The organism is Actinoallomurus liliacearum, assembly GCF_039542035.1.
Taxonomy (GTDB): Bacteria; Actinomycetota; Actinomycetes; order Streptosporangiales; family Streptosporangiaceae; genus Actinoallomurus; species Actinoallomurus liliacearum.
The window spans coordinates 419,699-435,176 of record NZ_BAABHJ010000008.1 but is presented as its reverse complement, the minus strand read 5'-3'; the positions used below and the strand labels follow the sequence as shown (position 1 = coordinate 435,176).

The window sequence follows — 15,478 nt, the reverse complement described above, 5'->3', positions numbered from 1 at the left end:
TGGCCACGGGGAGGTCAGTGGGTCACGACGGAGGTGTCCGCTTTCGAGTGGCCGGTGCGTACGGGCTGGGCGGGTGGCGTGTCGTGGTGGGGGAGGGGTAGCGGGCGGAGGCCGTTCCAGGCTCGCAGCAGGCACCAGGCCGCCGTGCCGACGACGACCGCGGCGACCAGTGCCCAGGCCATCGGGGTGGTTCCGACGCCGAACATCTTCAGCGCCGACGCCAGCAGGACGAACGCCAGCGCCCACCGGATCAGGCCGCCCGGGGCGCGGGACGACGCCAGCGAACCGAGGAACACGCCGGGGATCGAGCCGGCCAGCAGCGCCAGCGTGACGCTGAGCTGGAAGTCGCCGAACAGGATGTGCCCGAGCGCCGCCGCCCACACCAGGGGCACGGCCTGCAGCAGGTCGGTGCCGACCAGCCGGTTCGCGGTGAGCTTCGGGTAGAGGGCCAGGAGGGCGACGATGATCAGTGAGCCGGAGCCGACCGAGGTCATTCCGACGACGAGACCGCCCACCGCGCCGACCAACATGGTCGGGATAGGGCGCACGGAAATGGGGGCCGACGGCGCGTCATCGGGGGAGGTGTCCCGGGGCGCCCGGCGCGGGCCGCCTGCGGACATCGTCAGGTAGCTGCGGATGACGAGGCCGGACGCGGCGATGAGCAGGGCGACGCCGAGGGCGATCTCGATGACGTTCTGGAGCCGGTCGCCGTGTCCGAGCGCGCGGGCGAGGAGGACGCCGCAGAACGCGGTCGGTACCGAGCCGGCGCACAGCCAGGCGACGAGGCGCAGGTTGACCGTCCCACGGCGCAGGTGCACGAGGCTGCCCACCGGCTTCATCACGGCTGCGGAGACGAGGTCACTGGAGACCGCGGCGAGCGGCGGAACGCCGAAGAACACCGTGAGCATCGGGGTCATCAGGGCGCCGCCGCCCATCCCGGTCAGTCCCACCACGATCGCGACCAGGAACGATCCCATGGCCATCTGATAATCGAAGTGCATCCGTATGCCCTACCCGTTGAATCGGGAAAGTCGGACATTCAGACTACGCGGTGACGAACGAGGATCGCCAGAGAGGCCGCTGTTGGCGTTAGGTGACGGAACCCTTACTCTGAGCGCACCCAGCCGCCGGCGATGAGCAGGTCGAGGACCCGCTCCACCGCGGCCTCGGGCGTCAGCTGCGAGGTGTCGACGGTCAGCTCGGCGTCGTCCGGCACCTCATAGGGGTCGGAGATACCGGTGAACTCCGGGATGAGGCCGGCCCGCGCCTTGGCGTACAGGCCCTTGCGGTCGCGGCGCTCGCACTCCTCCAGCGGCGTGGCCACGTGCACCAGGACGAAGTCGCCCGCGGCGTTCACCATCCGGCGCACCTCCGCCCGCGTCGCGGCGTAGGGCGCGATCGGCGCGCAGATCGCGACCCCGCCGTGCCGGGTGATCTCGGCGGCGACGTACCCGATGCGGCGGATGTTCAGATCACGGTCGTCCCTGGAGAACGTCAGGCCGGCCGACAGCAGCCGGCGGACCACGTCGCCGTCCAACAGGGTGACCGTACGCCCGCCCCGCTCGACCAGCGCGTCGGCGAGTCCGCGCGCGATCGTCGACTTGCCCGAGCCGGACAGGCCCGTGAAGAACACGGTGAGACCCCGCTCGTGCCGCGGCGGATCGGCCCGGCGCAGCTCCTCCGCCACCGCCGGCAGCGTGAACCACTCCGGGACCTTCTCGCCGCGGTCCAGCATCGCGGCCAGCTCGGCCTCGGTCGGTTCGGACCGGATGTGGTCGGGATCGATCTTGGAGACCGGACGCCAGACCTCGACGCTCTCGTCGTACGCCCACGGCTCCGGCGTGACCGGCTCGATCGGCAACTGCCCGATCACCGGCGGCACGGTCCACGTACCCGCCCGCGCGGTCTCTTCGGCGTCGGCGGCGGGCTCCAGGAAGAAGTGGGTGGCGCCGTACGCGGCGGCGACGTGGGCCGCGAGGGCCAGGTCGCGGCCCGGCCGCTCGATCAGCGGCACCGGAACGACGAGCGTGCCGGCCGGCAATTCGCGGCGGACGGCCAGCAGGGCGCGGACGAGCGCGTCGTCGTGCCCCTCGCCGATCAACGGCAGCAGTAGCAGCCGCGCGTCGAGCTTCTCGGCGAGCTGCCGCAACTGGCCGAGATGCCGCCGGTGCAGCGGACCGCGGGTCGCCAGCGCCAGGGTCGTCGCCCCGGCCAGCTCCGCGCGCACCTCACGCGGGGACAGCCGGAGCCGCCGGAACGCGCCGTGCTCCGGAGCGCCCAGCACCTCGACCCGGCCGGCCGCGTGCCAGGAGGTCGTCTCCGACGCCCGGAGCGGATCGCCCTCGGGGAAGCCGGCCGGTGACTTGTTGTCCTGCCAGGTCTCGTGGACGTGCAGGACCGCGAGCGGCACGCCCTCCGGATCGGTCAGGACGAGGCGCTCCTCTTTGGTGAGGTCCTCGGGGACGGCGAGCGTCACGGGCGCCGGCCACGGCGTGCCGTCGGCCAGCCGTCCGGCGGCGGCCACGGTCGCCGCGTCCACCGCGCCGAGGAAACCGGTCAGCGGTTGGAACGCGCCGTTCAGCAGCAGTTCGAGGTCGGCCAGCTCGGCCGGGCCGGGCGTCAGGCTCGGCAGGTCGCGTAGGTCGCCGGCTTCCGTCGTCAACGCAGGCTCCGATCGTGTTTCGACCGTTGACTCTTGAACTCTACGCTCTGCCGGTGCCACCTCAGATGATGCGCGCGTAGCGATTCTCCGGCTTTCGGATCACCATGGCGGCCTCGCTGTACGCCGAGGTCGCCCGATTCCGGGACAAGACGGCGACCGCCCGGCACAGCATCCGTACGACCGTCCCCGACCTGGTCACCCTTCCGGCGGACGTGTGCTCCTCGACGACGACCAGGCCCCGCATCAGGCAGTACGCCCGCATCCCGGCGAGCGACGCCACCCGCTCGTACACCGGCCGCGGCGGGACGCCGCGCTGCCACAGGATGGAGCGCAGCCACCGCGGAGCGATCCGGTCCAGGCGGCCGAACGCGCTGTCGCGGTCCCGGAACCGCACCAGCATCAGGCCGCCGGGCCGGAGCGCCGCGACGAACCGGTCGAGGACCAGCTCCGCGTGCGGGATCCGCTCGATCAGGTACGAGGCGTGCACGATGTCGTAGACGCGCGGCGGCATGGGCACCGTGCGCAGGTCGCCGAGGTGCCAGGCGTCGAGGTCGCGGCGGGCGCGGACGCCCGCCTGCACCTCCGCGAGGTCGACGTCGACGCCGGTCACGTGGCACTCGGCGGGATGCAGGTCGAGCGGCGCGCTCCGGCCGCAGCCGGCGTCGAGTACGCGTAGTCGCTCGAACGGCCTCTCGTCGGCGTACTCGCGAACGCGTTCGTGGAAGACGTCCGTGTCGAAGGTCGGCGGCGTCCGCAGGTCGGTCACGCCCCGGAGCGTAGCCGCCCGCTCGCGCGCCGTGCTCACATTCGGCATTGTCCGTGTCGTCTGTCCCTGATCGCTCTCTGGTACCACCCGCTTCGCCGGGGTGCTGCGGCTTGTGGTACGGGTGACGCGTAGGCTGGGGACCCCGGGGTGAGATCACTCTCGGGTCTTCATGCTGCCTGCCCCTTGATGAGCTCATGACCCTTTCCGGACTGCTCGACGTCGCCGTCGCCGATCCCGCACTCGTCCGCGCGCTGAAGAGCGCCGATGCCCACCTGGACCTCGTCGCGCCGCCGGCGCTGCGCCCGGTCCTGGGCGCCGCGCTGGCCCGCGAGCGCGGGCGCACCGTCCTGATGGTCACCGCCACGGCCCGGGAGGCCGAGGACCTGACCGCGGCCCTGACGAGCCTGCTCGACCCGGCCGCGGTCGCGCAGTTCCCCGCGTGGGAGACGCTGCCGCACGAGCGCCTGTCGCCGCGCTCGGACACGGTCGGCCAGCGCCTCGCCGTGCTGCGGCGGCTGGCCCACGGCGACCCCGACGACCCGGCGGCCGGTCCGCTGCAGGTCGTCGTCGCCCCGGTCCGGGCCGTGCTGCAGCCGATCGTCGCCGGGCTGGGCGACCTGGAGCCGGTGCGCCTGCGGTCGGGTGACGAGGCCGAGCTGGACGACGTCGTGCGCCGCCTGGTCGACGCGGGGTACAACCGCGTCGACCTCGTTGAGAAGCGCGGCGAGATCGCCGTCCGCGGCGGCATCCTCGACGTGTTCCCGCCCACCGAGGAGCACCCGCTGCGCGTGGAGTTCTGGGGCGACCAGGTCGAGGAGGTCCGCTATTTCAAGGCGGCCGACCAGCGTTCGCTCGAGGTCGCCCAGGACGGGCTGTGGGCGCCGCCGTGCCGCGAGCTGCCGCTGACCGCGTCCGTGCGCGAGCGCGCCCGCGAGCTGGGCCGGGAGCACCCGGCGCTCGCCGACGTCCTCGAGCAGATCGCCGACGGCGCGGCGGTCGAGGGGATGGAGGCGTTCGCGCCGGTCCTCGCCGACCACATGGAGCTGCTCCTCGACGTCCTGCCGGCCGGTTCCTCGGCGGTCGTCTGCGACCCCGAGCGCATCCGTACCCGGGCCGCCGAGCTGGTCAGCACGAGCCAGGAGTTCCTCGAGGCGTCGTGGGTGAACGCGGCCGCCGGCGGCGAGGCGCCCATCGACCTGGGCGCGGCCGCGTACAAGACGCTGGACGAGGTCCGCGACCACGCCGGGGAGCTCGGCCTGGCGTGGTGGACGATCACGCCGTTCGCGAGCGCCGAGTCGGCGGGCACCGGCCGGACCCGCCGCGAGTACTCCGCGGCCACCGGCGAGCTCACCGAGGTGGCCGCCGACGAGGCACCGGACTCGGGCGACGGCGGCGCGCTCCGGATCGGGGCGCGCGCGGCGGAGGCCTACCGGGGCGACACCCAGCGGGTGATGGGCGACGTCAAGGGCTGGATCCACGAGGAGTGGCGGGTCGTGCTCGTCACCGAGGGCCACGGCCCGGCCGAGCGGCTGGCCGAGGTGGTCCGCGAGCAGGGGCTCGGCGCGAAGGTCACCGAGCTGCCCGGAGCGCCGGAGCCGGCGATCGTGAACGTCGCCTGCGGCCTGCTCGACCACGGCTTCGTCTGGGAGGCCGTCAAGCTCGCCGTGCTCACCGAGACCGACCTGTCGGGGCAGAAGTCCTCCACGAAGGACATGCGGCGTATGCCGTCGCGGCGGCGCGGCGGCGTGGACCCGCTGCAGCTCACCGTCGGCGACTACATCGTGCACGAGCAGCACGGCGTGGGCCGGTACGTCGAGATGGCCAGCCGGACCGTGCAGGGCGCCACCCGCGAGTACCTCATCATCGAGTACGCCAAGGGCGACCGGCTGTTCGTGCCGACCGACCAGCTCGACGAGGTCACCCGCTACGTCGGCGGCGAGGCGCCCAGCCTGCACCGGCTCGGCGGCGCCGAGTGGCAGAAGCAGAAGGGCCGGGCGCGCAAGGCCGTCCGCCAGATCGCGGGCGAGCTGATCCGGCTCTACTCGGCCCGCCAGGCGTCGCCGGGGCATCCCTTCCAGGCGGACACCCCGTGGCAGCGCGAGCTGGAGGACGCCTTCCCGTACATCGAGACGCCGGACCAGCTCGCCGCCATCGACGAGGTCAAGTCCGACATGGAGAAGCCGGTCCCGATGGACCGCCTGATCTGCGGCGACGTGGGCTACGGCAAGACCGAGATCGCGGTGCGGGCGGCGTTCAAGGCCGTGCAGGACGGCAAGCAGGTCGCGGTGCTGGTGCCGACGACCCTGCTGGTGCAGCAGCACCTGTCGACGTTCACCGAGCGGTTCGCGTCGTTCCCGGTGGTGATCAAGCCGGTCAGCCGGTTCCAAACCGACAAGGAGGTCGCGGAGACGCTGCGCGGCGTCGCCGAGGGCACCGTCGACCTCGTCATCGGCACGCACCGCCTGCTCTCGCCGGAGACCCGCTTCAAGGACGTCGGTCTGATCATCATCGACGAGGAGCAGCGGTTCGGCGTCGAGCACAAGGAACGCCTCAAGGAGATGCGGACCCAGGTCGACGTGCTCGCCATGTCGGCCACGCCGATCCCGCGCACCCTCGAGATGGGGCTCACCGGCATCCGGGAGATGTCGACGATCCTCACCCCGCCGGAGGAGCGGCACCCGGTCCTGACGTTCGTCGGGCCGTACGACGACAAGCAGATCGCCGCGGCCATCCGGCGGGAGCTGCTCCGCGAGGGCCAGGTCTTCTTCGTGCACAACCGGGTGCGCTCGATCGACAAGGTCGCCAAGCACCTCACCGAGCTGGTGCCGGAGGCCCGGGTCGGCGTCGCGCACGGCCAGATGAACGAGCACCAGCTCGAGAAGATCATGGTCGACTTCTGGGAGAAGGAGTACGACGTCCTCGTCGCGACCACGATCGTGGAGAGCGGCCTGGACATCCCGAACGCCAACACCCTGATCGTCGACCGCGCCGACATGTACGGCCTGTCGCAGCTGCACCAGCTGCGCGGGCGGGTCGGCCGTGGCCGGGAGCGCGCGTACGCCTACTTCCTGTACCCGCCCGAGGCGCCGCTGACCGAGACCGCGCACGAGCGGCTGGCGACGATCGCCCAGCACACCGAGATCGGCGCGGGCATGTTCGTGGCCATGAAGGATCTGGAGATCCGGGGCGCCGGCAACGTCCTGGGCGCCGAGCAGTCCGGGCACATCGCCGGCGTCGGCTTCGACCTGTACGTGCGCATGGTCGGCGAGGCCGTGCGCGAGCTGCGGGAGGAGGGCGTCCCCGAGACGCCCGAGGTCAAGGTGGAGCTGCCGGTCGACGCGCACATTCCGCACGAGTACGTCCCCGGCGAGCGCCTGCGGCTGGACGCGTACCGCCGGATCGCGGCGATCCAGAACGACGACGAGATCATCGCCGTCCGCGACGAGCTGGCCGACCGCTTCGGGCCGCCGCCGGTGCCGGTGCTGAACCTCCTGGAGGTCGCGCGGTTCCGTGCCCTGGCCCGCCGGGGCGGGCTAACGGACGTCACCCTGCAGGGCAACCACATCCGGTTCTCGCCGGTCAGCCTGCCGGAGTCGCGCACGGTGCGGCTCCAGCGCCTGTACCCGAAGAGCATCCTGAAGACGGCGACGAATACCCTGCTGGTGCCGGTGCCCAAGACCGCTCCGCTCGGCGGGCGTCCGCTGCGCGACCAGGAGCTGCTGAAATGGTGTACCGATCTGGTGGAGGCGCTGTTCCTGCCCGATCCCGTGGCCCGATGACGAGCCACGGCCAGATGACGAGTCGGGGCGAGGAGATCCCCGGTACCGGACGTACCCCGCGACCCCCGCGGGCGAGGAATTGAGAAGGACGCTGTGATCCGTAAGCCATTCAAGATCATGATCGCCGCCGCGCTGGCCGGCACGGCGCTCACCGCCTGCGGCCCCGTGAAGACGGGGGCGGCGGCTCTGGTCGGGAACGACCGCATCACGATCGCGAAGCTGAACTCGACGGTCGACAAGTGGTCCAAGGAGCTGCCGAAGTACCCGGGCGCGCAGCAGATCGCCCAGCAGGCGCAGGCCCAGGGGCAGCAGGTGCCGTTCGACCCGTCCTCCCCGCAGCGCAGCGCCCTGTACCAGCTCGTCGACATGAAGGTCTGGGACGAGGTCGGGCGCGCCGACGGCGTGAGCGTCAGCGGCGGCCAGGTCGACGCGATCATCGCGCAGAACGGCGGGCTGCCCACCATCGACGCCAACGTGCTCGCCCAGGGCCTGCCGACCGAGTACAGCCGCGACTACGTGAAGTCGGTCGTCCTCCGCCAGGAGCTCATGCAGAAGTACGGCGTGACCACCGCGCAGGACCAGCAGTCCCAGCAGCAGGCGCTGCAGCAGGTCGCCGGCATGTACCAGCGGGCGGGCCGCCGGCTGAAGCTTGACGTGAACCCGCGCTACGGCTCCTTCGACTTCCAGCACATGGCCCTCGGCCCGGTCTGCCCGACCCTGTCCAAGCCGGACTCCGGCACGCCGACCACGAGCGGCGGAGTCTCGTGCCAGGCCTGATCTTCCTCGCCTCCTCACCGCGGGTCGCGCCGGGGCAGCTGACCTGGTCGGCCTGGGAGACGCTGCGCTCGGCCGGCCGGGTGCTCGCCGGCTCGGCCGACCACCCGCAGGTGCCGTACGTCCGCGCGGCCGGCGTCACGGTCGAGGTCGTCGAGCCGGACGCCACGGCCCTCGTACGCGAGGCGTCGGCCGGCACCGTGGTGTGGCTGGCGGACCCCGACGGCGACGAGGCGCTGATGCGTTCGGTCGGCTCGGTCCTCGTCGGGCTGGACGAGCCCCCGCCGCTCGAGGTCGTCCAGGGCGCGTACGACCTGCCCGGCGCGCGGTTCCTCGACCTCGTCACCGTGATGGAGACGCTGCGCCGCGAGTGCCCCTGGGACCGCAAGCAGACGCACGCCTCCCTCGCGCCGTACCTCCTCGAGGAGGCGTACGAGGTCGTCGACACCATCGAGGGCGGCGACCTCGAGGCCCTGCGCGAGGAGCTCGGTGACGTCCTCATGCAGGTGGTCTTCCACGCGGAGGTGTCGCCGGAGTTCACCGTGGACGACGTGGCCGAGGGCATCGTCGAGAAGCTCGTCCGTCGCCATCCGCACGTGTTCGGCGACGTCACGGTCGCGGACGCCGACGAGGTCAACGCCAACTGGGACAAGATCAAGTCCGCGGAGCGGGGCGAGGACGCCTCGATCTTCCACGGGGTCCCGATGTCCCAGCCGGCACTCTCGCTCGCGGCCCAGTTGCAGCGGCGCGCGGCAAAGGCCGACGTGCCGGAGGAGCTGTTCGCCGACGACGGCGTGGGCGCGGACCTGTTCGCGCTCGTCCGCCGGCTCCGCGAGGAGGGCCGCGACCCCGAGGCCGAGCTCCGCGCCGCCGCCCGCCGTTTCCAGGAGCGCGTCGAGCAGCGGCAAGAGGGTCGATAACCGGCGAGACCGGGACGGCTACGGCGATGGCCGGTGAATCCCCTCCCCAGGTTTCCGATCACCGTCTGTGTGGGGATGACCGCGAAGTGTGGGGATGGATTCGGGGCGGCGGTCGGCGCGGCTGACGGACCTGGTGATCGCCGGGGTGGCCGCCGGCGTGCTGTCGGCCTGCCTGGCGCTGCCGGTCCTGCTGCCCACCGGTCTGGGCGTGAAGGCCGCGAACCACTCCTTCGAGACGCTGCCCGAGTCGCTGGCCGCCCCGGTGCTCCCGCAGCGTTCGGTCATCCTGGCGGCCGACGGGTCGAAGCTCGCGACGTTCTACTACGAGAACCGCGTCGAGGTGCCGCTCGCCAAGGTCGCCCCCATCATGCGCCAGGCGATCATCGCGATCGAGGACAGCCGCTTTTACCAGCACGGCGCGCTGGACGCCAAGAGCATCCTGCGGGCGCTGATCGCCAACCTCGGCGCGGGGACCGTCATCCAGGGCGGGTCGACGCTCAGCCAGCAGTACGTCAAGAACGCCCTCGCCGAGACGGCCACCACCGCGGCGGGGCGCCGGGAGGCGCTCGAACCGACCGCGGTCCGCAAGCTCCGCGAGCTGCGGCTCGCCATCGGCCTCGAGAAGCACCTCACCAAGGACCAGATCCTGGAGCGGTACCTCAACATCGCCTACTTCGGCGACGGCGCGTACGGCGTGGAGGAGGCGGCCCGCCACTACTTCGGGGTGCACGCCGCCGACCTGTCGCTGGCGCAGGCCGCGACGCTGGCGGGGGTCGTACGGGCGCCGCAGACGTACGACCCGAACCTCCACCCGGTGCGGGGCCGGGAGCGCCGGGACACGGTGCTCGACCGTATGGCCGAGCTCAAGGTGGTCACCCCGGCGCAGGCCGCCGAGGTCAAGGCCCAGCCGCTGGGGCTGCGGATCACCGCCGCGCCGAACGGGTGCGTGGAGAGTTCCGCGCCGTTCTTCTGCGACTACGTACAGCGGGAGATCCTGGCGAACCGGGCGTTCGGGAAGACCCCCCAGGAGCGCCGCTTCCTCCTGCAGCGCGGCGGCCTGCAGATCCACACCACGCTCGAACCCCGCATGCAGAAGGCCGCCCAGCACGCCCTGAACCGCTACGTGCCGGCGAACAACAAGTCGGGCAAGGCGGCCGCCGAGGTGCTCATCCGGCCCGGCACGGGCGAGATCACCGCGATGGCCCTCGACCGCCGGATGGGCGACAGCACCAAACGCGGCACGCTGTGGGTGAACCTCGCCGCCGACTCCGACCACGGGTCCAGCCTGGGCATGCAGGCGGGGTCGACGTTCAAGATCTTCACGCTGGCGGCCGCGCTGGAGAAGGGCATGGCGTTCGGTCACAAGCTGGACGCGCCGAAGTCGTTCGTCCCGACCGGGTTCCGGAACTGCGACGGAGACCGCGTCGGCGACCCGCGCGTCTCGCTCGGCAACGCGGGCGACGGCGAGGGCGGCAAGCAGTTCACCCTGGTCACCGGAACGTGGCACTCGGTCAACACGTTCTTCCTCGAACTCGAGCGCAAGGTCGGCCTGTGCGCGACGTACAAGATGGCGACCCGGCTGGGCATGCGGCGGGCGACGGGGCAGAAGCTCGAGCAGTACCCGTCGTTCACGCTCGGCTTCAACACCGTCTCGCCGCTGCGGCTCGCGGCGGCGTACGCGGCGTTCGCGGCGCGCGGCCGCTACTGCCGCCCGATCGCGATCACGAGCATCATGGGCCCGACGGGCTCCCTGCCGGTACCGCGCGCCAAGTGCAACCAGGCCGTCGAGGAGGGCGTCGCGGACGCGGTCAACCACGTGCTCCGGGGCGTGCTGACCAAGGGCACCGCCAAGGGCAACGAGATCGGGCGCCCGGCTGCGGGCAAGACGGGCACGGTCGACAACTTCTCGGCCGCCTGGTTCGCCGGGTACACGCCGGACCTGGCGAGCGCGGTGTGGGTCGGCGACCCGCGGGGCGGCTACAGTCATCCGCTGCGTGACGTGTGCCTGGGCGAGGGGTGCTACGGCCAGGTGTACGGCGCGGACGTACCGGCGCCGATCTGGCGGGAGACGATGGAGGCCGCCCTGAAGGGGGTTCCGGAGCACGACTTCGAGGCCCCGCCGGGGGAGTACTTCCGGGAGGGCGACGGCGAGAAGGAGGACGACAAGGACAAGGACAAGGACAAGGACAAGACCAAGGAGAAGGGCATGGGGGCGGAACAGGATCAGAAGGATGCCCCCGAGCCGAACGGTCGCCTGCCCTGGTTCTTCGATCCGCCGTTCGCCTGGCCGTGGAAGGGAGACTGACACCGCCGCCGCAGCCTCGCCGCCGCAGTCGAAATGTCGCTCCTCGTCCCATAGTGGCCTGATTTCGATGGCCTTTTGTTGACCCGTGGAGATCCTTCCGGGTCCGGTTCGTCGTACGCTGAGCCCGTGTCAACTGGGGAAGGCCCGCGGAGTGACGCCCTGCGGATCATGGGGCGTCTCGCGGGCGCCGGTGTCGTCGCCGGAGTGCTGGCGGCGCTCATCGCCTTCTCCACCGTCGGCATGGTCGGTGTGGGCGCGCGCAACGGCGCCAACTGGTTCGAGGCCATTCCCGGCGATCTGCGGACCCCTCCGGTGGCCCAGCGTTCGGTGATCCTCGCCGCCGACGGGTCGAAGCTGGCCACGTTCTACTACGAGAACCGCATCGACGTGCCGCTGAACAAGGTCGCGCCGATCATGCGCAAGGCGATCCTCGCCATCGAGGACAGCCGCTTCTACGAGCACGGCGGGCTGGACCTCAAGGGCACGGTACGCGCACTGGCCAGCAACCTCGCCGCCGGTCAGGTCACGCAGGGCGGGTCGGGCATCACCCAGCAGTACGTCAAGAACCTCCTCGTCGAGACCGCCGACAACGACGCCGAACGCCGGTCGGCGCTGGCGACGACGCCGGCGCGCAAGCTCCGCGAGCTGCGCTACGCCGTGGCGATGGAGAAGCAGCTCACCAAGGACCAGATCCTCGAGCGGTACCTCAACATCGCCTACTTCGGCGGGGGAGCGTACGGCGTCGAGGCCGCCTCCCGGCACTACTTCGGCCACTCCGCCGCCAAGTTGTCCCTGCCCGAGGCGGCGCTGCTGGCCGGGATCGTCCGCTACCCGTACGCCTACGACCCGACCGTCAACCCGGGCCTGGCCAAGCAACGGCGCAACACCGTGCTGCAACGGATGAGCGACCTCGGCTGGCTGCCCGCCGCGACCGCGTCGGACGCCGAGCGGGCCGGTCTCGACCTGCACGTCACGTCGACGCCGAACGGCTGCGTGGAGAGCTCGGCGCCGTTCTTCTGCGACTACGTCGAGCGGGAGATCCTCGGCAATCCGATCTTCGGCAAGACCGTCAAGATCCGCACCAAGCTCCTCCAGCGCGGCGGGCTGATCATCCGGACGACGCTGGACCCGCAGATGCAGCGCGCCGCGCAGCGCGCGGTCGACCACTACGTCCCGCCGAAGAACTCCAGCCACAAGGCGGCCGCCGAGGCGCTCGTCGAGCCGGGCACCGGCCAGGTGAAGGCCATGGCGGTCGACCGTGATCTGGGGCCCGCCGAGAAGCGGGGCAAGACCTGGGTCGACTTCGCCGCCGACTCCGACCACGGCACCAGCATCGGCATGCAGGCCGGATCCACCTTCAAGATCTTCACGCTGGCGGCCGCGCTGGACCAGGGCATGCCGTTCGGGCACCGCCTGATGGCCCCCGACCACTACACGCCGACCGGGTTCCGCGACTGCGACGGCAAGCCGGTCGGCTCCACGGAGTCGCTGGGCAACGCCGCCGACGGCGAGGGCGGCCGGACGTTCAGCCTCGTCACCGGGACGTGGCACTCGGTCAACACCTTCTTCCTCCGGCTGGAGAAGGAGGTCGGCCTCTGCGACACGGTGAAGATGGCCGAGAAGCTCGGCATGCGCCGCGCCGACGGCTCGGCGCTGCAGCAGTACCCCTCGTTCACGCTCGGCTTCAACACGGTCTCGCCGTTGCGGGTCGCGGCGGCGTACGCGGCCTTCGGCGCCCGCGGCGAGTACTGCGAGCCGATCGTCCTCACGAAGATCACGGACACGGCCGGTCACGCGCTGAAGGTCCCGAGCGCCCACTGCCACCAGGCGATCGACAAGGGCGTCGCCGACGCCGTCAACCACGTACTGCGCGGGGTGCTGACCCAGGGCACGGCCGCCGGAATGGGCATCGGCCGCCCGGCCGCGGGCAAGACGGGCACGGTCGACGGCTTCTCCTCCGCCTGGTTCGCCGGGTACACGCCGGACCTGGCGAGCGCGGTGTGGGTCGGCGACCCGCGAGGCGGCTACAAGCATCCGCTGCGGAACGTCTGCCTGGGCGGCCGCTGCTTCGGCGAGGTGTTCGGCGCGGACATCCCCGCGCCGATCTGGCGCCAGACGATGCTCGGCGCGCTGCGGGACGTGCCCGCCCACGACTTCCACAGTCCGCCGGGCGACTACTACAGCGAGGGCTCCGGCGAGGACCGCGTGCAGGTCCCCGACGTCCTCGGCCTCAGCCCGTCGGCGGCCGCCGCCCGGCTGCGGGCCGCGGGCTTCGACGTGAGCATCGGCCCGCGCGTCGCCTCGGACACGTACCCCTCGGGCACGGTCGCGCGGACCTCGCCGGGCGGCGGCGCCGCGGCCGAACCGGGCGCCACGGTCACCATCTACGTCAGCAAGGGCGCGCGACAGGAACCCCCGTCCAACCCGTTCCCGCCGCCCGGTGGGCCGACGACCCCGCCCGGCCCGCCGACGCAGCCGTCCTTCCCGCCACCGGTCGGCCGGACGCCCGGCCTCTGACCCGGCGTCACGCGCCGGTCACTCAGATAGCGGACATTTCGCTATGAACCACGCCCTGAACCTCAGATCTGTCCATGATCCCTTCACCGTGCGGCAGGGGCTTTCTAACGTAAGCGCATCCTGACGGTACGCAACCACACGGCAAAGGAGACGACGTGGGCGCTCCCCCGCACCAGCCCACCGTGCGAAGCCTCGTACCCGCGCGGATCGATCGACTGCCCTGGTCCCGCTTCCACACCCGGATGATCGCCGCCCTCGGCGTGGCCTGGGTGCTGGACGGGCTGGAGATCCAGATCGCCAGCATCGTGGGACCGGTCCTGCAGCACTCCGGCACGCTGCACCTCAGCTCCCAGAATGTCGGATTCTCGGCGACGATCTACCTGATCGGTGAAGTGTTCGGCGCGCTGATCTTCGGCCGGCTGTCCGACCGCCTCGGGCGTCGCCGGCTGTTCGTCGCCACCCTCGCGCTCTACCTGGTCGCCAACGGGCTGACCGCCTTCTCGTTCAACTACGGCAGCTTCCTCCTGCTCCGGTTCATCGCCGGAATGGGCATCGGCGGTGAGTACGCGGCGATCCACTCCGCGATCGACGAACTGATCCCGGCGCGCTTCCGCGGTCGCGTCGACCTGGCGGTCAGCGGAACGTACTGGTTCGGCGCGATCGTCGCGTCGCTCAGCGAGTACGCCCTGCTCAACCACAGCCTGCTCGCCGACAACATCGGCTGGCGGGTCGGCTTCTTCATCGGCCCGGTGATCGGCGTGGCGATCTGGGGGCTGCGGCGCACGCTCCCCGAGAGCCCCCGCTGGCAACTGGCGCACGGGCAGGCCGAAGAGGCGGAGAAGACCGTCGCGCTGATCGAACGCGAGGTCGAGGCGTCCGGACGCACCCTGGAGCCGGTCGACCCCGAGCGGTACGTCGAGGTGCGCCCGCAGGAGAGCGTCTCGTTCGCCCAGGTCGCGAAGACGCTGTTCCGGGACTACCCCTCGCGGTCGCTGCTCGGCGCCACGCTGATGATCAGCCAGTCGTTCCTCTACAACGCGATCTTCTTCACGTACGGCCTGGTGCTCAAGCACTTCTACGGGGTGTCCGACCACGAGGTGGCGAAGTACTTCTTCGCCTTCGCGGCCGGCAACCTCCTCGGCCCGCTGCTCATCGGACGGCTGTTCGACACGGTCGGCCGCAAGCAGATGATCGCCGGAACGTACCTCGTGTCCGGCGCGCTCCTGGCGGTCAGCGGCTACCTCTTCAAGATCGGGTCGCTGACGGCCTTCACGCAGACGGTGCTCTGGACGGTGATCTTCTTCATCGCCTCGGCCGCGGCCAGCTCGGGCTACCTGACGGTCAGCGAGATCTTCCCGATGGAGCTGCGCTCCCAGGCGATCGCGCTGTTCTTCGCCATCGCGCAGATCTTCGGGTCCCTCGGCCCGACGATCTTCGGTGCCCTGATCGGCGACCAGGACCACCCGGACCGCGGCAAGCTGTTCATCGCCTACCTCATCGCGGCGGGCGTCATGGGCTTCGCGGGGATCATCGCGGCGATCTTCGGCGTCAAATGCGAGCAGGTCTCGCTGGAGGACATCGCCGCCCCGCTCAGCGCGGCCAAGAAGGTGCCGGAGACCCTCGCCGAGCGGCTCGACGACCTCGAGCCCGGCCCCGGCCCCGCCCCGGCCATCTGACCCCGTCCGGCCCGCTTCGGTCTGACGACGCCCGGCCCCGCATCGGATCCTCTCCGATGCGGGGCCGGTTCGTGTGCGG

General features: G+C 71.5%; 9 protein-coding genes. 6 read left to right on the top strand and 3 right to left on the bottom strand.

Annotated features, from left to right (window positions below; translation table 11 throughout):
- Positions 1-14: 14 nt before the first annotated feature.
- The 3 genes from ABD978_RS16745 to ABD978_RS16735 form a co-directional block, all read right to left on the bottom strand.
- Positions 15-977, bottom strand: a complete 963-nt coding sequence (locus ABD978_RS16745; protein ID WP_345354556.1) for a sulfite exporter TauE/SafE family protein — start codon at positions 975-977, stop codon at positions 15-17.
- 128 nt (positions 978-1,105) lie between these two features.
- Positions 1,106-2,662: an adenylyl-sulfate kinase gene (cysC, locus tag ABD978_RS16740; protein ID WP_425550722.1), complete on the bottom strand. Its 1,557-nt coding sequence runs from the start codon at positions 2,660-2,662 to the stop codon at positions 1,106-1,108.
- A 61-nt stretch (positions 2,663-2,723) separates the two neighbouring features.
- Positions 2,724-3,428 carry a class I SAM-dependent methyltransferase gene (locus ABD978_RS16735; RefSeq protein ID WP_345354554.1) on the bottom strand — a complete coding sequence of 235 codons (705 nt, stop codon included), beginning with the start codon at positions 3,426-3,428 and terminating at the stop codon, positions 2,724-2,726.
- 194 nt (positions 3,429-3,622) lie between these two features.
- Here ABD978_RS16735 and mfd point away from each other — a divergent pair, with 194 nt between their 5' ends.
- The 6 genes from mfd (at position 3,623) to ABD978_RS16705 (ending at position 15,399) form a co-directional block, all read left to right on the top strand.
- Positions 3,623-7,207 carry a transcription-repair coupling factor gene (gene mfd / locus ABD978_RS16730; protein WP_345354552.1) on the top strand — a complete coding sequence of 1,195 codons (3,585 nt, stop codon included), beginning with the start codon at positions 3,623-3,625 and terminating at the stop codon, positions 7,205-7,207.
- 93 nt (positions 7,208-7,300) lie between these two features.
- Positions 7,301-7,984, top strand: coding sequence for a hypothetical protein (locus tag ABD978_RS16725; protein ID WP_345354550.1), 684 nt, complete (start codon positions 7,301-7,303; stop codon positions 7,982-7,984).
- On the top strand, positions 7,972-8,901 hold the full coding sequence (locus tag ABD978_RS16720; RefSeq protein ID WP_345354548.1) for a nucleoside triphosphate pyrophosphohydrolase: 930 nt from the start codon (positions 7,972-7,974) through the stop codon (positions 8,899-8,901). Before ABD978_RS16725 ends, ABD978_RS16720 begins: the two co-directional genes overlap by 13 nt.
- Positions 8,902-8,995: 94 nt before the next feature.
- Positions 8,996-11,206 carry a transglycosylase domain-containing protein gene (locus ABD978_RS16715; protein ID WP_345354547.1) on the top strand — a complete coding sequence of 737 codons (2,211 nt, stop codon included), beginning with the start codon at positions 8,996-8,998 and terminating at the stop codon, positions 11,204-11,206.
- 126 nt (positions 11,207-11,332) lie between these two features.
- Positions 11,333-13,723, top strand: a complete 2,391-nt coding sequence (locus tag ABD978_RS16710; protein ID WP_345354546.1) for a transglycosylase domain-containing protein — start codon at positions 11,333-11,335, stop codon at positions 13,721-13,723.
- 155 nt (positions 13,724-13,878) lie between these two features.
- The gene (locus ABD978_RS16705; protein ID WP_345354545.1) at positions 13,879-15,399 is read left to right on the top strand and encodes an MFS transporter; all 1,521 of its coding nucleotides are present in this window, start codon (positions 13,879-13,881) and stop codon (positions 15,397-15,399) included.
- The last annotated feature ends 79 nt before the right edge of the window (positions 15,400-15,478 follow it).

Coding starts and splice junctions, on each gene's coding strand:
- ABD978_RS16715 (WP_345354547.1), top strand. CDS start 8,996: ATGGATTCGGGGCGGCGGTCGGCGCGGCTGACGGACCTGGTGATCGCC.
- mfd (WP_345354552.1), top strand. CDS start 3,623: ATGACCCTTTCCGGACTGCTCGACGTCGCCGTCGCCGATCCCGCACTC.
- ABD978_RS16745 (WP_345354556.1), bottom strand. CDS start 977: ATGGGATCGTTCCTGGTCGCGATCGTGGTGGGACTGACCGGGATGGGC.